General features: G+C 37.0%; 16 protein-coding genes and 1 other RNA gene. 2 read left to right on the plus strand and 15 right to left on the minus strand.

Annotated features, from left to right (window positions below; translation table 11 throughout):
• Nucleotides 1–30: 30 nt before the first annotated feature.
• Entirely contained in the window at nucleotides 31–936 is a 906-nt protein-coding gene (locus H8S00_RS10560; RefSeq protein ID WP_158577291.1) for a sigma-70 domain-containing protein, read from the plus strand.
• Nucleotides 937–1,084: 148 nt separating this feature from the next.
• Here H8S00_RS10560 and H8S00_RS10565 read toward each other — a convergent pair whose 3' ends face one another.
• The 12 genes from H8S00_RS10565 to H8S00_RS10620 form a co-directional block, all read right to left on the minus strand.
• Nucleotides 1,085–2,824, minus strand: coding sequence for an ammonium transporter (locus tag H8S00_RS10565; protein ID WP_021951800.1), 1,740 nt, complete (start codon nucleotides 2,822–2,824; stop codon nucleotides 1,085–1,087).
• 344 nt (nucleotides 2,825–3,168) lie between these two features.
• Nucleotides 3,169–4,110, minus strand: a complete 942-nt coding sequence (locus H8S00_RS10570; RefSeq protein ID WP_021951799.1) for a transketolase family protein — start codon at nucleotides 4,108–4,110, stop codon at nucleotides 3,169–3,171.
• On the minus strand, nucleotides 4,098–4,934 hold the full coding sequence (locus H8S00_RS10575) for a transketolase (RefSeq protein WP_118589931.1): 837 nt from the start codon (nucleotides 4,932–4,934) through the stop codon (nucleotides 4,098–4,100). The genes H8S00_RS10570 and H8S00_RS10575 overlap by 13 nt, the downstream gene beginning before the upstream one ends.
• Before the next feature lie 14 nt (nucleotides 4,935–4,948).
• Nucleotides 4,949–7,936 carry a hypothetical protein gene (locus H8S00_RS10580; RefSeq protein WP_118589933.1) on the minus strand — a complete coding sequence of 996 codons (2,988 nt, stop codon included), beginning with the start codon at nucleotides 7,934–7,936 and terminating at the stop codon, nucleotides 4,949–4,951.
• A gap of 42 nt (nucleotides 7,937–7,978) precedes the next feature.
• Nucleotides 7,979–8,575: a recombination mediator RecR gene (gene recR, locus H8S00_RS10585; RefSeq protein ID WP_021951796.1), complete on the minus strand. Its 597-nt coding sequence runs from the start codon at nucleotides 8,573–8,575 to the stop codon at nucleotides 7,979–7,981.
• 30 nt (nucleotides 8,576–8,605) lie between these two features.
• The gene (locus H8S00_RS10590; RefSeq protein ID WP_021951795.1) at nucleotides 8,606–8,944 is read right to left on the minus strand and encodes a YbaB/EbfC family nucleoid-associated protein; all 339 of its coding nucleotides are present in this window, start codon (nucleotides 8,942–8,944) and stop codon (nucleotides 8,606–8,608) included.
• A 1-nt stretch (nucleotide 8,945) separates the two neighbouring features.
• Nucleotides 8,946–10,508 (minus strand): DNA polymerase III subunit gamma/tau, encoded by a 1,563-nt coding sequence (gene dnaX, locus H8S00_RS10595; RefSeq protein WP_021951794.1) that lies wholly within the window; start codon nucleotides 10,506–10,508, stop codon nucleotides 8,946–8,948.
• A 162-nt stretch (nucleotides 10,509–10,670) separates the two neighbouring features.
• Nucleotides 10,671–10,979, minus strand: a complete 309-nt coding sequence (locus H8S00_RS10600; protein ID WP_118589935.1) for a hypothetical protein — start codon at nucleotides 10,977–10,979, stop codon at nucleotides 10,671–10,673.
• 167 nt (nucleotides 10,980–11,146) lie between these two features.
• Nucleotides 11,147–11,407: signal recognition particle sRNA large type (gene ffs, locus H8S00_RS10605), an RNA gene on the minus strand.
• A gap of 63 nt (nucleotides 11,408–11,470) precedes the next feature.
• Nucleotides 11,471–11,920 (minus strand): tRNA adenosine(34) deaminase TadA, encoded by a 450-nt coding sequence (gene tadA, locus H8S00_RS10610; RefSeq protein WP_021951792.1) that lies wholly within the window; start codon nucleotides 11,918–11,920, stop codon nucleotides 11,471–11,473.
• Between the two features lie 42 nt (nucleotides 11,921–11,962).
• A complete protein-coding gene (locus H8S00_RS10615; protein WP_021951791.1) occupies nucleotides 11,963–12,352 on the minus strand; it encodes a hypothetical protein in 390 nt (129 codons plus the stop codon).
• 54 nt (nucleotides 12,353–12,406) lie between these two features.
• Nucleotides 12,407–14,185, minus strand: coding sequence for a glycosyl hydrolase family 18 protein (locus tag H8S00_RS10620; protein WP_021951790.1), 1,779 nt, complete (start codon nucleotides 14,183–14,185; stop codon nucleotides 12,407–12,409).
• Between the two features lie 540 nt (nucleotides 14,186–14,725).
• On the opposite strand from H8S00_RS10620, the gene H8S00_RS10625 reads away from it, so the two are divergent.
• Nucleotides 14,726–15,502, plus strand: coding sequence for an adaptor protein MecA (locus tag H8S00_RS10625; RefSeq protein WP_118589939.1), 777 nt, complete (start codon nucleotides 14,726–14,728; stop codon nucleotides 15,500–15,502).
• Between the two features lie 77 nt (nucleotides 15,503–15,579).
• Here H8S00_RS10625 and H8S00_RS10630 read toward each other — a convergent pair whose 3' ends face one another.
• The 3 genes from H8S00_RS10630 to H8S00_RS10640 all read right to left on the minus strand — a co-directional run bounded on the left by H8S00_RS10630 (nucleotide 15,580) and on the right by H8S00_RS10640 (nucleotide 20,562).
• Nucleotides 15,580–16,365, minus strand: a complete 786-nt coding sequence (locus H8S00_RS10630) for a TrmH family RNA methyltransferase (RefSeq protein WP_118589941.1) — start codon at nucleotides 16,363–16,365, stop codon at nucleotides 15,580–15,582.
• An 18-nt stretch (nucleotides 16,366–16,383) separates the two neighbouring features.
• Nucleotides 16,384–19,869, minus strand: coding sequence for a DNA polymerase III subunit alpha (locus H8S00_RS10635; RefSeq protein WP_186840519.1), 3,486 nt, complete (start codon nucleotides 19,867–19,869; stop codon nucleotides 16,384–16,386).
• A gap of 435 nt (nucleotides 19,870–20,304) precedes the next feature.
• Complete coding sequence (locus H8S00_RS10640; RefSeq protein WP_021951786.1) at nucleotides 20,305–20,562, minus strand: HPr family phosphocarrier protein; 258 nt, start codon at nucleotides 20,560–20,562, stop codon at nucleotides 20,305–20,307.
• Between the last annotated feature and the right edge of the window lie 60 nt (nucleotides 20,563–20,622).

Genomic DNA, 20,622 nt, shown 5'->3' on the forward strand with positions numbered 1-20,622 from the left:
ATAAAAAGTTTTTCCGACTATTATATTGTTATGGATAAAAAAGCACAATTTAACGAGGCTCTTACTTCTCTTGTGGATTACGCAGCTACAAAAGGTAACGAAATCACTCAGGAAGATGTTAAGGTCTTTTTCAAGGATTTAATTGATGACGAAAGTCAGTACGGTTTTATTAACGACTATTTAAGCCTTAATAAAATAAAGGTTTTAGGATTTACACCAACGTCTTTTTTTGACACATTAAATGAAGATACCACAGAAAGCATAGCGGAGGATTCCCCTAATGAAGGCATTCCTGAAAAAGTTTCAAATTTTAAGGAGTCCCAAGAGGAAATCGCTTTCGTCAATATGTATATGTCAGATATGGAAAACATTGAACCTTTGTCTGACACAGAAAAGGTTGAATTAATAAATCAGTTACTTTCAGGTAATGCCGAAGCTTCAAAACGTTTAGTTGAAGGTAGTCTTTCATTAGTAGCAGAACTTGCCGGTAATTTTCGTGGCAAAGGGGTCTCCTTTGGCGACCTTATTCAGGAAGGAAATATTGGCATGATGCTGGCGGTATCTGATTATAACAGTAATTGCGGTGACTTTAATGAATTTATTACAAACCGTGTTACTGATGCCATAAAAAATACCATTAACGAACAGATTAATTCTGACCGCATAAGCCAGCATTTGGCTGACCAGCTTAATTTACTGGATAAAGTTACAAAGCAGTTAAGTGAAAAGCTTGGTCGTGTTCCTGAATTAGCTGAATTATCTGAAGCTATGGGTATTGACGAAGATGAGGTATCTCTTTTATTAAAAACATCCATTAACACTTTGTCAGTTAATCAGGATACCAAAATTGCAGAGGATACTTCCCAAACCGGAAATACTTCAGATTTAAACGACAATGATAATAATCAACCTCTTACATGGAGACATAGTAAGTAGTTTTTTTAGCTTAATAAGGCATAAAAGAGGCTGCGGCTTTGACTTATCAGGTCAAGACCACAGCCCTTTTTAATGAGATTAAGTAAAATATATATTTAAGAACAGAGTTCCAAAATATCTAACTGATATACAACTCTTTTCCTGTTTTTTATTTATCCTTGTAAGCTAATGCTTCCACACCAACTTCACCTGTACGAACTCTCATAACATCTTCTACATTTGTTACGAAAATCTTACCGTCGCCATAGTGTTCAGTATTAAGTGCCTTTCTTGCTGCTGCCACAACAAGTCCCGGATCAACTGTTGAAACTACTATGTCAACCTGTACTTTCTTATAAAGGTTCATTGTGGTTGGTACACCTCTGTATCTACCTGTCTTACCTTTCTCAGCTCCACATCCCATTACCTGAGATACCGTCATTCCCATTACTCCAATAGCATTCATTGTGTCACGAAGTACACCAAATCTTTCTTCCGGACATATAATGGAAATCTTTGTATATCTGCCTTCTTCTCTTTCGCCAAGAGCAAGAGCAACCGGTTTAACATCTGAAAGGTCAACTGAACCTTCGCTTTCTCCTGCATATGATGGTGCTGCTGGGAGGAAATCTGCGTAAGCTGATGCAAGGCCATGTTCTGAAATATCCATACCAATGATTTCTTCTTCTGGTTTAACTCTAAGTCCAATTGTATGTTTAATAATCTGGAATACAATTGTCATCATTATTGCTGCGTAAACATCAATTGCTACAATACCTAAAATCTGGATTCCTAAAAGTTTTGCTCCACCACCATAGAATAAACCTGCGTAGTAAGAACCATCTGCAAATGCATTAACTGTTTCTCCCCTACCTGTTGCAAATAAACCTACGGCAATTGTTCCCCAAACACCGTTTGCCCAGTGAACACCAACGGCACCAACCGGGTCATCAATGTGGAACTTCTTATCTAAAACTTCTACTACTACATCCACTAATATACCTGAAACTGCACCAATGATTAATGCTCCTACAGTATCAACTGAAGCACATCCTGCTGTAATTGCTACCAAACCTGCAAGGGATGCGTTAAGACACATACCAACATCAGGCTTTCCGTCTTTAATCCATGTAAATATCATACAAACTACTGTTGCTGTTGCCGGTGCAATTGTTGTATTCATAAAGATTGATGCTAAGCTGTCATTGTTTGTAGCTGCTGCACCGTTAAATCCATACCATCCAAACCAAAGAATGAAGCATCCTAATGCACCAAGAGTTATTGAGTGACCTGCAATGGCGTTTGATCTGATTTTACCATTAGATCTCTTTGTGTACTTGCCAATACGAGGTCCCACAATAATGGCTCCAACTAATGCCGCCATACCACCTACAGAGTGAATAACTGCTGAACCTGCGAAATCTACGAAATGTAACTGCTGTAACCATCCGTTGCCACCATAGTTCCAAACCCAGCCTGCTTCAATAGGATATACTATTAAGCTGATTGCTGCTGAATAAATACAGTAAGCACTGAACTTTGTTCTTTCAGCCATAGCACCTGAAACAATTGTAGCTGCTGTTGCACAGAATACTAACTGAAATACGAACTGTGACCAGTTAAATGTGTCATAATGGATAAAGATATCAAGATTTGGAATACCAATAATTCCCATTACATAATCCTCTGACATCATAAGCCCGAAACCTAATACTATGTACATTATAGTACCGATACAAAAGTCCATTAAGTTTTTCATAATAATGTTGCCGGCATTCTTTGCTCTTGTGAATCCTGTTTCAACCATTGCGAAGCCTGCCTGCATAAAGAATACCAGGCTGGCACCAATAAGGAACCAAATAGCAAAACTGCTGTCTGTTGCTGCTTTAATAATCTCTTCTGCTCCCATAACTAATTCCTCCATTCTTTTTTAGTCCTAAATAATATTTTTACCTGGAAAACATTTAAAGGGGATGTTTTCCCAGACGACACAATTACTGAATTTGCCATTGTGCTTTTCAATAATTATGTGCTCTCAGAAACGAAAAAGGGAGCTAGACCTTTACGTCTGCTCCCTTGCATTTCGTTCAACATGCATTAGTATAACATCATATTTTTTTATTTCAATGGATAAATCACTTTTGCTAATAAAAAAAAGTCCAAATTTAATTTTCTTAAATTCAGACTTTAATTTATTAATGTTAGGTTTTATTTCGTAAACTTTTTTCCGTTTTTTATAAACTTTATTAAAGATTACTGTATATTCTCCTTAATTTTATTATATATGCCTTCTCCATCCAGTCCAAACTCTTTTATAAGCTCTAAAGCCGGTCCTGAATGTCCAAACACGTCATTTACACCTATCTTAGTTACCTTTGTAGGGCATTTTGCACTTAATGCATCACATACTGCACTTCCTAAACCACCAATTACGGAATGTTCTTCCACTGTAAACACATTCTTAGTCTTTTCAGCGGATTTTACAATTATATCTTCATCTAAAGGCTTAATTGTATGAATATTAATAACCTCGGCACTAATTCCCTCTGCTGCAAGTTTTTCTGCTGCTTCAAGGGCATAAGACACCATAAGACCGGTAGCAACAATTGTAATGTCACTTCCCTGACGCATTAATATGCCTTTTCCAATTTCAAATTTATAATTGTTTTCATCATTAATAACCGGTGCTGCAAGACGTCCAAATCTCATATATACAGGGCCTTCCATTTCATATGCTGCCTTTACTGCTGCACGGGCTTCCACATCATCACATGGATTTATAACTGTCATTCCCGGTATAACTCTCATAAGCGCAATATCTTCATTACACTGATGTGTGGCACCGTCTTCTCCTACAGAAATTCCTGCATGAGTTGCCCCGATTTTTACATTAAGGTGTGGATATCCTATAGTGTTTCTCACCTGCTCAAAAGCTCTTCCTGCTGCAAACATTGCAAATGTGCTGGCAAAAGGTACCTTTCCACAGGTAGATAATCCTGCTGCTATTCCCATCATATTAGCTTCTGCAATACCGCAGTCAATATGTCTATCAGGAAACTCTTTCTTAAAAATGGCAGTTTTTGTAGCTGCTGCAAGATCCGCATCAAGTACCACAATATCGTCATGTTCCTTTGCAAGCTCTACAAGTGCTTTACCATAGCTTTCTCTTGTTGCTATCTTCTTTACTTCTGACATAATGCTTCACCTGCTTTCTCTAATTCTTCCATTGCCACGGCAAACTGTTCATCATTAGGTGCTGCGCCATGCCAATTTACCTGATTTTCCATAAACGAAACCCCTTTTCCCTTTACGGTATTCATAATAATGGCTGTAGGCTGTCCCTTTGTATTTTTTGCCTCATTAAGGGCATTTCTTATTTCATCAAAATCATGTCCGTTAATTACAATAACATGAAAATTAAATGCTTCAAACTTCTTATCAATAGGGTATGGTGAACATACTTCTTCCACTGTTCCGTCAATCTGAAGATTATTGTTATCTACTATTACCACAAGATTGTCTAACTTTCTGTGTCCGGCAAACATTGCTGCCTCCCAAACCTGTCCTTCTTCTATTTCACCATCACCTAATAATGTGTATACTCTGTAATCCTTATGATCCATTTTGCCTGCCAATGCCATACCTACTGCTGTAGATACTCCCTGACCTAATGAACCTGATGACATATCAACTCCCGGAGTATGCTTCATATCAGGATGTCCCTGCAAATATGAATCCGGCTTACGAAGTGTCACAATATCTTCTTTTGGAATAAATCCTTTTTCAGCAAGTACTCCATATAAAACAGGTGCTGCATGTCCCTTTGATAAAACAAATCTGTCTCTGTTAGGATTTTTTGGATTTTTGGCATCAACATTCATTTCCTCATAATACAGGAAAGTTACCATATCAGCAGCTGATAAAGAGCCGCCCGGATGTCCTGATTTTGCACTGTGAAGACCTGTAACAATGTTTTTCCTTACTTCGTTAGCAATCTTTTTTAACTGTAAATTTTCCATTGTTTCTTCCTTTCTTATACATTAAAATCTGATTCTACCAATATGTTATTACCTTCCTCATCTTTTTTAGATGCGAAGATACCCTTTAGCTTTCTTCCTATTCTTCTTGATTTAGAAATAGCCTCATCTACAATGCTTTCAACATCACTTCTGCCAATTCCCTTATTTACACCAAAGAAGTCATCTATAGCCTTATAAAATGCAAGGTTTGCAACCTCGTCAAAAACATATCCCTTGTCTTTTGCATAGCGTTTACCATATTCTACCCATTCCTTAATGTCGTATTCTCTTATGGTAACTACATGATTAAATACCCTTGCAGCCCTCTGGGATTCATTTAATATCTTTGTCATTCCATCAGTTTCGCCTTCTAAGATAATAATCATGTCATCTGTAAACATACCTGATACATCTGTTATTTCACTTAATGTCATAGGTCCTAACCTGTCAGCATTTTCAATAATCAAATCACTTCCAAGAAGCTTTGATAACACTGTTCTAAAACCTTTTCTGTTAAGTGCCACAGCATCTATTTTTGCCAGTTTTCTGTTTCTTCTGCCACGCTTTTTATTTACAAGCTTAATAATTTCTATGGCAAGTGTGGTTTTACCCGTCTTTTCACTTCCCATAATAACTATATTGCCCTCTGCTGAATTTCCATTAGGCTTGTAATTAATAATTAAATCCTTTAAAACATCCCTTATATTGGTGTCAAATCCTTCCACATTAAGATAGTTTTTAAAAGCTGACAGTTCTTCCTCTGTTAAAACTATTTCAGGCTCTACGTCCTCTGCAGAATCTCCATTAGTCTTATCGGTAGGCAGAATCTCCTCATTATATATCGGCTTTGCCTTTTTCCTTACTATAGCCTTGTCAGTATTTCCTTCTTTTCCTTCTTCCTTTGTATCATCCGGTTTTGCCTGTTTATCTTCCGGTTCTTCCGTTACCTCCGGTGTCACTTCTTCTTCCTCTTCCTTCGGCTCTTCTAATACTTCAGGTGATTGGCTTAAATTTTCATCCGGCTTTTCCTCTTCTACCATGTCAGGTACCTTGATTTCTAATTTTCCTTCTTCTACAATACCTGCTCCTGAAAGAATTTCTATACTTGCTGATGTAGCATTTTTAACCTTTAAATTCATGCCCGGCTTTTCAGCCTTTGGTGCCTCTGACTTTTGATTTTCAGTTTCTCTGACAGCAGATTTTAATTCATCTTCTGTTGGAAGTTCCTGGGTAACAAATCCTGAGTTGTCTATCTTAAGGTCTGCTACCATATCATCTTCTATTTCTTCCGGTTCTAAATTATTCTGTGCTTCCCTTTGGGCTTTAGGCTCTACATCCGTTTCCGGCTCAATTTCCGGTTCAGATTGTGCTTTCTGTTCAGCTTTAGCCTCAGGCTCAATTTCTGCTTTCTGTTCAGCTTCAATCTCTACCTCAGGCTCGGTTTCTACTTCCGGCTGTGGTTTTACCTCTGCCTCAGGTTCATTTTCCGGCTCAATAACCTCCTCTTCAACCTGTCCATCCTTCTGCAAATTATCTTCGCTGTTAAAATGAAGTAATTCATCCTTTTCCTTTAGAGATTCCTCTAACTCCTCTCTTGCAGAAGTTGCCTCATCTATAATATTTACAGCCTGCTTAACAGTATCCGCCTTTAATATGCCTCTTTCCTGAAGTTTCCTTAATATATCCGCAACTCCATTCATGTCACTAATGGTATTTTCGGCTTCATTCTGTTCCTGTACCGGCCCTGTTTCTTCTTTCAAATCCTCCGAATGGGATTTTTCCTGTATTTCCGATGTTTCATCTTTTTCTGCTTCCGGTTCTTTCTTATCCTCCGTAACTTCTGACTGCAAAGATGATTCATCAGCCTCCCTGCTTTGGGCTTTTGCCTTTTCACCTTCTAAGTCCGTTACTATTTCTTCCATTACCGGCTCTTTTTCAGTTTCATCCTCTTCTTCAAGTTCTGAAACCTCTTCCTCGATTTTTTCTTCATCTACCGGCTGTTCAGCTATTTCTGCCTCTTCCATTAACTCCTCAATGGTTTTATTGTTTAAGTCATCCTCTTCGGATTTTAATATAATTTCTTCCATATCGCCATTCATTTTAGGAAAAATCTTTGTTTCTCCTAAATTACCTGAAGCTGTATTGTCAAAAATTCTTGTTTTCGAAAGTTCGTCCTCTGTCTCCTTATTCTGTGCCATCTTAGACTGTTCTTTCTTCTCGTCTGCAAGAATCTCTTTCACGCTGTCTGCCACTGCTGCCTGAATATCCTCCTCCGCAGTTTGTGGTTCCACCTTAATTTCAGGAATATCATGAACAATATCCATTTTAACATCTAACGGCTTTAATTCCTCCGCATGCTTTTTAGCTGCTTCGGCTTCCATTGCTATTTTTTTCTTGTTTTCATCATATTTTTCCTGCTGTGCAGGGGTTAGCGGGCTATACATTTTCTTAAGATCCATTGCCTTAAATACATATTTTCCCTCAGCAAACCAAAGGCATATTTCATCACATATATCAATACATTTCTGCTTGTCACCGATTATGTGATACAGTTTGGCTAACTCATATGCCCATCTTTCCTCCATATCAATATTAACATACTCCTCCAGTATGCCAATTAACTCTTCAATAGGCTTTTCCTGTGCCTTTGCCATTTTGTATTTAAGCACAAATCTTGATGTATCCCTAGGTGCCATTTCCACGAAATCTTCGTAATAATCCTTAGCTGCGGTAAAATCTTTTGTCTTTATTGACAAAAGACATAGCTTATACGCTATATGACGACCGGTATTTGTGTTTTCATAGGCTGTAAGAAGCACTTCTTTTGCCTTCTCATAATTATGGTTTAATTCATATGCATTTGCCACGATGTTAAGTAAATTGTTATCTTTAATTTTCTTTATATCCAAAGCATCTGCTATTTTACCTGCCTCTTCGTAATCCCTGTCATGCAGTGCTCTTTTTATTTCCTCTAATTTCAGCTTCTGCTCGTTTTTGTCCATTTGAATTCCTCTTATTTTAATATTTATCCATGCTTACATTTTCTAAACCGTAACTCGTCCCTGTAATGCCCTGAGCAATGTTACATTATCAATACATTCTAAATCTCCTCCTACAGGAACACCGCTGGCAATTCTTGTAACCTTTATTCCCAAAGGCTTAACAACCTTGCTGATATACATGGCTGTTGCCTCACCTTCCACACTGGAATTAGTAGCAATAATCACCTCATTTACGTCGTCCTTCAGACGTTCAAACAGCTCTTTTAAGCGGATATCATTTTGTCCTATACCTGCCATGGGATTTATTGCTCCGTGAAGTACATGATAAACTCCCTTATACTCTCCGACCTTTTCGTATGCCGCCATGTCTTTGGTAGACTCAACTACCATAATAGTCTTATGGTCTCTTTCCTTACTACTGCAAATAGGGCATTCGTCCTGGTCAGTAAGGGTACAACATGTCTTACAGTATTTAACATTTTCCTTGGCGTTTATCATGGCATTTGCAATATCCTCTACCTGCTCTTTGGGCATGTCCAAAATATGAAATGCCAGTCTTCCTGCGGTTTTTGCACCCACTCCCGGAAGAGTCGATAATTCTTCAATTAGTTTTGTTATATATCCACTGTAGTAATCCAATGTCCTTACCTCTTTCTTTAAGTCAAACTATTAGAACAGTCCGCCTAATCCTCCGGTAATTTTGGACATTTTCTGTGTTGACATTTCTTCCATTTTTCTTATAGCCTCATTTACTGCTGCCATAACTAAATCCTCTAACATTTCAATGTCATCAGGGTCTACAACTTCCGGATCAAGTTTAATTTTTGTAATTTCCTTTGAACCTGAAATTGTAACTTCAACGGCTCCACCACCTGCTGTTGCAGTATATTCGGAAGCTTCAAGTTCTGCCTGGGCTTCCTCCATCTGCTTCTGCATCTTCTGTGCCTGCTTCATTATATTATTCATATTCCCCGGCATTCCTCCCGGAAATCCACCTCTTTTTGCCATTTTAAAAATCCTCCTGTACTACTTCCATATTAATATTCTTTAACACAACCTCCTGGAAATAATCTCCAAAGTTTTGGTTGCCTTCAAGCATTGTCATTTCTACCTTGACCTGCTTATTAATTTCTTCACTTATTATATTATTAAGCATTTCTATAATCTCAGGTTTATTGCAGCCCTCATATCCGATAGCTCCCGGATTAAATACTATAAGAAGGGTATCATCCCCTTTGACACTAAACCTGGCATCATTTAGAAATGTCTTATACGGATTTGAAATATGTCTTTTTACCTTTCCCCAGTTATCCACTACATACTGGATATCTGCCGGAACAGGCTTGTCAAAGACTTTTTTAGGTTTACTTTCTACCTTCTCCTCAGTTGCAGGCACCGCTACCTTTGCCACAAAATCCCCCTTTTCCATTTTGTTTTCCAAAATAGAAATTCTGTTAATTAGGGATGCCGTATCATTTTCCATCTGAGGCTTATTTAGTTTTATAAGTGCAATTTCTATCAGCACTCTTTTATTTGAAGCATATTTTATCTGACCGGCAAGTTCTGAGAACACCCGTATATATCTCATTATTACATCTGTCTCAACCATTGATGCTTCTTCCTTTAATGCCTCTATACGTTCTGCCGAAGCATCTATAAAATCCGTTGCTCCGTCAGAAGTCTTTATAAGCATTAAATTACGCAGGTACCATATAAAATCACTGACAAACTGCCCTAGTTCTCTTCCCTGCATAACCATTTCATCTAATATGTTAATACATTCAGTAACATTCCCTGCAATAATACTTCTGGTAAGTCTGCTGAAAATTTCATTGTCAACTGCCCCTAAAACCTCTAACACATTTTCGTAGGTTAGCTTCTGTCCCAGATAAAACGCTATACACTGGTCTAAAAGACTAAGAGCATCACGCATGGAGCCATCCGCTGCCTTTGCCACATATCTGATAGCCTTATCCTCTACCTCTATGCCTTCCTTTTCCATTAATTCCGTAAGTCTGGCAGCTATTGTATCTATGGTGATTCTTTTAAAATCATACCTCTGACACCTTGATAAAATAGTTATTGGTATTTTATGGGGTTCTGTAGTAGCCAAAATAAACATTACATATGACGGTGGTTCCTCTAATGTTTTTAAAAGTGCATTAAAAGCACCAATGGATAACATATGCACCTCGTCGATAATGTACACGGTATACTTTCCATTAGCCGGCGTATATTGGATTTCATCTCTTATCTGACGAATATTATCTACACCGTTGTTTGATGCCGCATCTATTTCAACTACATTCATTGCACTGCCTGAATTAATTGCCCGACACGTTTCACATTCATTGCACGGGCTTCCATCTATAGGGTGTTCACAGTTTACAGCTCTGGCAAAAATCTTCGCCACACTTGTTTTTCCTGTTCCCCGTGTTCCACAAAAAAGATATGCATGTCCTATTCTGTTAGCATTAATCTGATTTTTAAGCGTCTGTACTATATGATCCTGCCCTTTAACCTGCTCAAATGATGTAGGTCTGAATTTTCTGTATAATGCTGTATAAGACATGTTTTCTCCCTTCGTAATATTCACGCAAAATTGTTTTTTTAGATTTTGGGCGCACTACACCCATTGCGCCTTTGGAATCATTATAAACCAAAAAAGTTTTCCATACAAGACGTTGGAAAACTTTTCTATATTTTTATTAAGTATATTGACACTTATATGTCTTTATTTAATTTTACTCATTATGTAATCATATACCTCTGTTGGAATCTTATAATAACTTTTATCTACACGGCAATATCCATTATTATCGTCCGGTGAATATATTTCCACCATATCTCCTGAGGGTTCAATTTTTAAGTATGCAACGGGAGCTGATTTAAGCTCAAATCGGTTAATCTTCTCCCATTTTCCGGTATCCTCCACACTATCTGATGCATTGTCAATGCTGTTGGAATTTTGCTTATTGGTATTTTCCTCATTTTCCACTGCCTGTTCATATGCTGACTGTGCCTGAGTAAGCTGTTCCTGCAATTTAGTAAGCTGCTCTTCAAGTTGTGTTTTTGTCTATCCGGTGTTAATAGGGTGTATTTTTCGTGAGAATTAAATGAATAAAACCAGGCACACAAAAAGGGAGTTAAAACCAAACAGCTAAATAACTGTTAATGTTCTAACTCCCTTATATGTTTTATTTTATTAATCCGTGCGGTTTGCTTTGTGAATATCCCATAAGCGTTACCTTTACAGTTAACTCGGTCCAGGCACCCTCATGTCACACGAGATGATCTGCTTAGTGCTGCTCCATTCCTGACCTGACACGGTTCACAGGACCCCGTTGCATAAGACCCGGACGTCAACATCACTTATAAAGGGCAGCCCTACAAGATATACCCGACACAAACCATCACCCCTGCTATAGCGGATTGCAGGTTCAGGGCGCCGCTACCTCCCCGGCTGCACGGAAGTGTTATAACAAATTCATTTGTCAGAAATACAGTATAACCCAATGACTTTTTCTTTGTCAACTATGATTTTCTAAGATTTCTAAAAAAATCCTTTAAAAGGCTGCTGCATTCTTCTTCTAATATGCCCTTTTCAATCTCTACCTGATGGTTAAATTTGTCCACCTGCAACAGATTCATAATAGAGCCTGCACATCCTGCCTTTGGATTCATGCATCCTATATATACTTTTTTTATTCTTGCCTGAACTATGGCTCCTGCACACATCTGGCACGGCTCAGTGGTAACATACATCTCACAATCATCAAGCCTCCAGTCATCAAGCTTTTTACTGGCCTTTTTTATGGCATTTAACTCGGCATGGCTTAAAGTATTTTTGTCAACCATTCTTCTGTTATAGCCTCTGCCTATTATTTTATCCTTATATACAATAACGCATCCTATAGGTACCTCACCAATATCCCATGCCTTTTTTGCCTGCTTTATTGCCTCTCTCATGTACTTTTCTTTCATCTTAATATTCCATCTGATATTTTATATAAACTTTTAACATATTTATCCCACATATCTTACCTGATAACCGGCTCTTTTGCCTTCCTCCATATCAGCCCTGAATTCTCCACCTTCGTACTCATTACTAAATATGTATATTCCTGCTATTTCCTCCATGGAAAATCCGTTTTGTTCTAATTCATTCTTATCTACCTTTATGGTGTACATGGAATTTTCCACCACAGGATTTAAGGAACCAATTTTGTATCCCTTCTTACTTCCATAACGGTATAAGTAAATATTAACAAACTCTGCAAGATATCCCTTTGGTATTTTTAAAGTAAGATTAAATTTACAGGTAGTGTCCTTTTCCTTACATTCCACAAATCCTACATTCCTTACTTTTCTTCCGTTTACATAATAATAAATATACAATAACTTCCTATTATTCATTTTTGCCTCACTCCTTCACTGAATTATATGAGGCAAAAATGTAAATTATAACTATTATTTAAAATATTCTGAAATTGTTTTCCAGATGCCGTCCTCTTCCTGACCTAATGACCAGTAAGCAGCTCCTCCTAATTTGTACTTATTCATTAATTCCAGCCTTGACTTAACTGATGTTTCATCCTCAAGCCAAATCATGAAAGTACTGCTTCCCTTTGTATACGTTACAAAATTCTGTCCTGTAGTTTCGTCAAAAGCCGGCTTAACTCCTGCAGCCTTGTATTCTTTCTTTGCGGCATTCATTCCAACAGCCTTGCTTGATAAATAATAATTTCCATTTGCTGCATCTTCAATAAGCTTTCCTGAACCATCTGCATTGCCATCCTCTTCACTTTTTGTTTCCCAGATTCTTGTATAAAACGGCATTCCATTTATTACTCTGTCAGAATTTCCTGTTTCTTCCAAAGTATCTTTAATTGAATTTTGTGCATAAGACATAGATGACACTGAACCTGCCTCATCACTTGCAGAAGTATGTTCATCATAATTCATTATAATCAAATAATCCACTAATTTAATCTGCTGCTTTCTGTCATAATAGGCACTCCATTTAGATGGTGCATAATTATCTACCGAAAGAACTTTTTTAGCAGCCCTACACTCAATGGATAATTCCCTAAGGAACTGAAGATAGTCATCAATAATCTCTTCTGTTATATATTCAAAGTCAATATTAACGCCGTCTAGTTCATAACTGTCTGCAAAATACATTATATTGTTAATAAATTTCTTTCTAAGAGCAGTTGATGTTAATACCTTCTTTGTAAGTTTCCTGTCTGTAAAGTCATTAACTAACGCCCACACCTGCATTCCCTTTTTATGGGCTTTTTCCACATAATTTAAATCTGCAAGGGATGACAGATTTCCGTTTTTATCCACCAATGAAAACCATGTAGGGGAAATAACATTTACCCCTTTAACATTTGCTGTCAGTTCATCAAAGTTGTTATTGGCATTCTGATTATATATCTGATTCCATGCCAGACTCACCTTTGTATCTAATGTTACATGAGTGTATGTATCATCGTCATTTTTAAATGAAACCTCCTGAGTTCCACTATCATTTAACTCCGATACGGGAATGTATCCGATATAGCCGTTTTCTGTTCGTACTTTATCCCAGTTCTTGCCACTTTCTATAACCGTAACCTTTGTTCCCTTTGAAATTTCTTTTACTATAAGGTTCTGGTAATCACCTTTAGTACGCATTTCAATATTACTGTCAGTAGTCATTATATTTTTCTTTCCACTTTTATATGTAATACTTAAAATAGCCGGTGCATCACCTTCTGCCTTAGTTAATTTATAATTAATATCTACAAACTTTTTAACGGTTTCTATATTTATATAGCATTTTTTATTTTCTTTAATGCAGGTTGTATAATTAACCTTTTCCTTGTCTATAACATTTTCATTAAGAGGCATTTCATAGGAAGTTGTTGCGTTGGTAAACATTAAACTCCCATTGCTTTTATCATAGTAAAATCTTGGGTCTATATTGTCTTTAACCATATCAATGCTTACAAATACATCTGCATCCTTCATAATTCCGTACTGTTCGCTATATTTATCCTCTAATGCAACTGCCACTACACTGTCACCGCTTTTGGTAGTGTAATTAACATCCTTGCCATTGTCATCTTCATAGGTAAGTCCCATATACCATTTTAAATCCACTTTTCCATCATTAGTCTTTCTAAACATATCACATCCTGATAAAACAAACGCTGAAATCACTAATGCGGTAAGTGCAATATATCTTACGTTTTTTCTCACTGTAATTCCTCCTTATAATAAATGTAATGCCCCTACCTTTAATCAGAGGCATTTCGTCGGAAATGTCCCATAAATGGAACATAACACTTTTATCATACCATAAATAAAAAAGACTGCATACAGTATTTTCCCTTACATATGAAAACTTCTGCACTATAATAGTACAGAAGTCTACATTCATGGGGAAACCATAAACTTTCTTGTGAAATACTAATTTTAGTTATTGTTATGCTATGTTTCCGTATTATTCATTTAACCTTAAACCGATTATATCATATTGTTTATATATTGCAACCTATTTTTTGTAACAGCTATGCCTGTGGATTCGAGCTGGGATGGCTGAGCTGTAACTGTATCGCATGGCTAAGCTGTTACCATTTTTAAAAATTTTGTCATACTTTGTACATTTTTACAGTATATATATTGTACTTGTAAGATATTGCTAACCTAAAATCTTTACACTTTTAGGTTTATTGGATATACTAGTATCATAAATGTTTTTGTATTATAACGAATCTATTCGAATGAGAGGTGATTTTTATGAAAATTGAAAAAATCAATGACAATCAGATTCGCTGTACCTTAACCAGGGAGGACCTTGAGGATCGTGACATTACAATAAGTGAGTTGGCATACGGTTCCATGAAGATTAAAGAACTTTTTCAGGACATGATGCGTCAGGCAAATGATGATTTTGGTTTTGATGTTAGTAACATTCCGTTAATGGTAGAAGCCACACCGATTCCTTCTGATGGTATTGTTCTGGTTATAACTAAGGTTCCTAATCAGGATGAGGATGGTCATCACTATCCTTCATTGTTTTCCAACGGTTTTCCTGAGGAATTAAAGGAAAAAATTAAGGAAAGCTTATATGCACATTTTGGTGATGCAGGGGTTGAACTTGATGATTTTGATGAAATAATAGAGGATTCTTTAGATGACTACGATGACGAAGCTCCTTTAGATGAGGAATCTTCTTTAGATAAAGATAATAATCAGCCTAAATTAGAGGAATATTCAGTCCATCTTCTTTCTTCTTATGATGATTTGAATGTTTTAATTGATTTAGCAGGAATTTTAAATGATGAATTTTCAGGTGAAAGTTCCCTATATAAGTCTCCTTTAGATGGCAGATATTATCTTAACGTTCTTTTTACTTCAAAAGACGAATTTTTTGTAGCAAGGGCCAGAGGACTTATTTCAGAATACGGCAGGACCGAAGATGTGACGGCTTTTAAACCGGCATATCTTAATGAGCATTATGAAGTAATTATTGCAGATCATGCTGTTGAGAAGCTGGCTTCTATTGCCTATTAATTATAACCAAAAATAACCGGGTTCTAACGATTTCAAATCGTTAATGCCCGGTTATTTTTATGTTAATTATATTTCATCTATTGTATTTTGTCCCTGACAGCTTTTGCTTCATACATAAGAATTGCCGTGGCAATTGCTGCATTTAATGATTCCACCTTTCCTTCCATAGGTATCTTTATAAGTCTATCCGCCTTTTGTGACACTTCCTGACTAAGGCCCCTTGCCTCGTTGCCAATTAGCAGTGCAACATCCCTGTTAAACACACCGTTGTGGTACAAATCCCCCTTTAGATGTGCTGCGTAGGTTGTAATACCCCCTTGTTTTAACTTGTCTATGTCCTCCGGCAAATTATGGGAAATGGCAAAAGGAACCCTGAATATGGAACCCATAGTTGAACGTATTACCTTTGGGTTATATATATCTGCACAATCACTGCTCATTATTATGCCTGAAATTCCTGCTCCCTCACCGGTTCTCACAATTGTTCCCAAATTTCCCGGATCCTGCAACCGGTCTAATACCACAATACAGCTGCCATTTTTATTACGTTTTTCAATTATATCCTCTACGGTATATTTTTTTTGCTTTACTATGGCTAAAACTCCCTGCGGTGTAACAGTATCTGATATTTTTTTAAATATGTTATCACTTACTATATTGTAGCTATAGCCTTTAAGACTGTCCTTGTTTTCTTTTTCAAAACTTTCTGAAACATAAATCTCTTTCAGTTCGTCCCTTGGGACCTCCAAAAACATCTTAATGCCTTCTACCGTAAACAACCCGGTGGATTTTCGCACTTTAGACTTTTCTTTAAGACTTATAATATTTTTTATATGAGCATTTGTAGCTGATGTAATTAGCATATCCTAATCTCCCATTTTTTACTGAAGAAGCTTTACTAAATCCTCTCCGTAGATTTCCTTTAATTTTTCAACAAAATTCTTATTGGCATCTACCCTGTACTGTGCCGGCATCATTTTTCTCTGACGCTCCTTCGCCAATGCTATCATAACTCTGTCATTTCCTTTATTTTCAGATAAAAGACTGATTAACTTCTGTTCCCCGGCAATATAGGCTTCCTTATCCTTAAAGGCTATCCAAAGCTCTGACGGAACCTGAACAAACTCTTTTATTTCACTTGCCTTAACCTTTCCCGGAGCATTTTCCTGTATATCTGCCTCTCCTGTGATAAATATTTTTCTGCCTTCCATTAGAATTTCCCTATATTTATCAAATTCTCTTGGAAAAACAACGATTTCCACAGTTCCCACTAAATCTTCCAAAGTTAAAAACGCCATCTGTTCTCCACGCTTTGTGAATTTTCTCGTTACAGTGGTTATTATACCTCCTACCGTAACCCGGCTTTTGTCCTTTATTTTATAACTTTCCCCTTCTTCAGGAACAGCAAAATCAAGACTCATATTTGTAATAACACGTTTCCACTTTTCTTCCATGTCAGATAGAGGATGACCACTGGCATATATTCCAATAACTTCCTTTTCAAATTCAAGCTTCTGGTCATTATCATATTCACCAACATTTGGCATTTGCATTTTGTAATTCTTTTTCTGGTCCTCATCGGCAATGTCAAACAATGACATTTGTCCCTGCATGGTATCTTTTTTATCCTGGTTTACACTGTCCACAATCTGAACATAAACCATCATCATCTGCTTTCTCGTGGCACCAAATGAATCAAAGGCTCCCGCCTTAATGAAATTTTCAATGGCTCTTTTATTTACTCCAAGAGGTGCTGTCCTTGAAATGAAATCTTCAAGGTCTTTATATATTCCACGAGCCTCTCTTTCAGCTACTATATTGTCGATAACAGCTTTTCCTACATTTTTTATTGCTGTAAGACCATATCTGATACTGTCTCCTTTAGCTGAAAATCCGCTTTCACCTTCATTTATGTCCGGTGGCAAAATTTTTATTCCCATGGAGCGACAGGAATATACATATTCTGCTACCTTGTCAGTCATATCCATAACTGACGACAACATCGCTGCCATAAATTCAGCAGTATAATAATATTTAAGGTACGCTGTCTGGTATGTAACCACAGCATATGCCGCAGCATGGGACTTGTTAAAGGCATACTGGGCAAAATCCGTCATTTCGTCGTATATTTTATTGGCAATTGACTCGCTTATTCCATTGTTTACACATCCCTTGATGTTTTCTGGCTCGTCACCGTAAACAAAAACCTTTCGCTCCTTTGCCATAACATCCGCTTTTTTCTTTGACATTGCTCTTCTTAACAAATCGCTTCGTCCCAGAGAAAATCCTGCCAGGTCACGGACTATCTGCATTACCTGTTCCTGATAAACGATACATCCGTAGGTTGGCTCTAATATACTCTCAAGTTGAGGACAATCGTAGGTTACGCTGTCTGCATTATTTTTTCCCTCAATATATTTTGGAATGAAATCCATCGGTCCCGGTCTGTACAAAGAAATTCCCGCTATAATATCTTCAAGGCTTTCAGGTTTTAATTCCTTCATGAAGCTTTTCATTCCGCTGCTTTCTAGCTGGAATATTCCTTCTGTATTTCCGGTACCAATATAGTGAAGTACATTTTTATCTGAATAATCTATTTTGTTTAAATCAATATCAAGACCTCTGTTTTTCTTAATGAATCTTAGGGCATTTTGTATAACCGTAAGGTTTCTAAGACCTAAAAAGTCCATTTTCAAAAGTCCCAGTTCCTCTAATGTTGTCATTATGTACTGGGTAGTTATGGAGCCGTCTGAGGCTCTGGACAAAGGTACATATTCATCTACCGGCTTTCCGCAAATAACAACCCCCGCCGCATGCATGGATGCGTGTCTTGGGAGTCCCTCAAGTCTTTTTGACATATCAATAAGATACTTTACATCCGAATCCCCTTCATATAAATCCCTTAATTCCTTGCTTTGCTTTAATGCTATATCAAGAGTCATATGGAGATCATTTGGTATCATTTTGGCAATGGCATCTGCCTGGGCATAAGGCATATCAAGTACCCTGGCCACATCACGTATTACTCCCTTTGCCTTCAGTGTTCCAAAGGTTACAATCTGTGCCACATGGTCTTTTCCATATTTTCTTCCTACATAATCAATAACTTCCTGTCTTCTTTCAATACAGAAGTCCACGTCAATATCAGGCATGGAAACTCTTTCAGGATTAAGGAATCGCTCAAAAATCAGATTATATCTCATTGGCTCTATATCTGTAATCTCAAGGCAATAAGACACAATGCTTCCTGCTGCAGAGCCTCTTCCCGGGCCTACGGCAATTCCGCTGGATTTGGCAAAATGAATAAAATCCCATACAATAAGGAAATATTCAATGTAACCCATACTTTTTATTGTATTAAGTTCATAATTAAGTCTGTCTTCTAATTCTTCCCTGGAAAGCTTACAGTTTTCGTCCTTTTCACCTTTAAACACCGGATATCTTTTATGTAAACCATTTTCACATAATTCCTTTAAATATGTCCATGATGTATACCCCTTTGGGACAGGGAAACTTGGGATTTTAGTTACTCCAAATTCAAAGGTTACATTACAACGCTTAGCTATTTTTTCTGTATTTTCCAAAGCCTGGGGAGCATACTTAAATAAATCCGCCATTTCCTCAGGAGATTTTAAATAGTATTGTCCCCCTTCATATCTCATTCTGTCTTCATCAGACTTCTTTTTTCCTGTCTGAATACACAATAAAATATCGTGGGCTTCCACATCATCTGCATAAGTGTAATGAACGTCATTGGTACATACTAAGTCCACTCCCAATTCATCACTTAATCTTAAAAGCTGCTGATTAACAGTTTTTTGCTCCAAAATACCATGATCCTGTAATTCCAAAAAATAATTATCCTTACCAAATATATCTAAGTATCTAAGTGCTGCCTCTTTTCCTGCCTGATAATCCCCTCTTGCAAGAAATCTCTGGACTTCTCCTGCAAGACAGGCACTAAGGCATATAATTCCTTCGTGAAACTCCCTTAATACTTCATAATCTACTCTGGGCTTATAGTAAAAACCATCTACAAATCCCTTAGATACTATTTTGCATAAATTAGCATATCCTTTATTATTTTCTGCAAGCAAAATAAGGTGATAGTACCTGTCCTCACCTGCATTTGCTTCTTTATCAAATCTTGAACCGGGAGCTACATACACCTCACAACCTATTATGGGTTTTATGCCGTTAGCCAACGCCGCACGGTAAAAATCTATTGCCCCATACATTACGCCATGGTCTGTAATGGCAAGACTATCCATTCCCAGCTCTTTAGCTCTCTTAGTTATTTCTTTTATTTTACTTGAACCGTCTAACAAACTAAACTCTGTATGGACGTGTAAATGTGTAAAACTCATATATACCTGCTTTCCTGTCTTTATGCCCATGCATATTTTCTACACCGTCAATTCTAAATACAAGTATAACACAGTTTCCCTTCCATTTGGTTATAAAATTCTTAGGTTCATATTTCCGCTTTTTTATAATAATTACTGCATTTTAAAACCCCAGGCCTTAAAAGACCCGGGGTTTTAAAAAATTATATAGAGAAAAACATTCAAAGATAGTTAATATGCTAATAATATTTTTTTGCTTTTCATTTGTTAGTATTAGTATCTTATTTTTCACATATTTTTTCAAGTGTCCATTTTTTTGTATATTCTGTTATTTTTTAGTTTTCCTGATATAACAACATCATTACTCCCTTTTTGTCCATGATAAAAAGAACCGGCTCCATAGTTGACTTTATCAACCTTAAGCCGGCTCGTTTTATTTTACTCTAATTTAATTTCTTAATTTTTGTTTCCTAAATATTTTTCTATGCTTTCTATTGCCTGTGCCTCATCTGCACCATCTGCAGAAACCTTTACTGTCTGTCCCGGCACAAGTCCTAAAGCCATCATTCCCATAATGCTCTTTGCATTAACCTTCTTTGTCTCGTACTCAACATAGATTTTACTTTCAAACTGGCTTGCAACCTGTACACATTTAGCCACCGGGCTAGCTTCCACACCCTGCTTGATATCAATCGTAATGTCCTTTGTTGTCATTTTATACTTCCTTTCTAAAGGGTCATTCCCTTAATTCATTTGCAATGGGACCAAATTTTC

Origin of the sequence: Eubacterium segne, assembly GCF_014287775.1 — a bacterium.
Taxonomy (GTDB): Bacteria; Bacillota; Clostridia; order Lachnospirales; family Lachnospiraceae; genus Eubacterium_G; species Eubacterium_G segne.

Excerpts from the sequence above, each read along its gene's own strand:
- H8S00_RS10560 (WP_158577291.1), top strand. The coding sequence starts at position 31 with ATGGATAAAAAAGCACAATTTAACGAGGCTCTTACTTCTCTTGTGGAT.
- H8S00_RS10565 (WP_021951800.1), bottom strand. The coding sequence starts at position 2,824 with ATGGGAGCAGAAGAGATTATTAAAGCAGCAACAGACAGCAGTTTTGCT.
- H8S00_RS10570 (WP_021951799.1), bottom strand. The coding sequence starts at position 4,110 with ATGTCAGAAGTAAAGAAGATAGCAACAAGAGAAAGCTATGGTAAAGCA.
- H8S00_RS10575 (WP_118589931.1), bottom strand. The coding sequence starts at position 4,934 with ATGGAAAATTTACAGTTAAAAAAGATTGCTAACGAAGTAAGGAAAAAC.
- H8S00_RS10580 (WP_118589933.1), bottom strand. The coding sequence starts at position 7,936 with ATGGACAAAAACGAGCAGAAGCTGAAATTAGAGGAAATAAAAAGAGCA.
- H8S00_RS10590 (WP_021951795.1), bottom strand. The coding sequence starts at position 8,944 with ATGGCAAAAAGAGGTGGATTTCCGGGAGGAATGCCGGGGAATATGAAT.
- dnaX (WP_021951794.1), bottom strand. The coding sequence starts at position 10,508 with ATGTCTTATACAGCATTATACAGAAAATTCAGACCTACATCATTTGAG.
- tadA (WP_021951792.1), bottom strand. The coding sequence starts at position 11,920 with ATGAAAGAAAAGTACATGAGAGAGGCAATAAAGCAGGCAAAAAAGGCA.
- H8S00_RS10615 (WP_021951791.1), bottom strand. The coding sequence starts at position 12,352 with ATGAATAATAGGAAGTTATTGTATATTTATTATTATGTAAACGGAAGA.
- H8S00_RS10625 (WP_118589939.1), top strand. The coding sequence starts at position 14,726 with ATGAAAATTGAAAAAATCAATGACAATCAGATTCGCTGTACCTTAACC.
- H8S00_RS10630 (WP_118589941.1), bottom strand. The coding sequence starts at position 16,365 with ATGCTAATTACATCAGCTACAAATGCTCATATAAAAAATATTATAAGT.
- H8S00_RS10635 (WP_186840519.1), bottom strand. The coding sequence starts at position 19,869 with ATGAGTTTTACACATTTACACGTCCATACAGAGTTTAGTTTGTTAGAC.
- H8S00_RS10640 (WP_021951786.1), bottom strand. The coding sequence starts at position 20,562 with ATGACAACAAAGGACATTACGATTGATATCAAGCAGGGTGTGGAAGCT.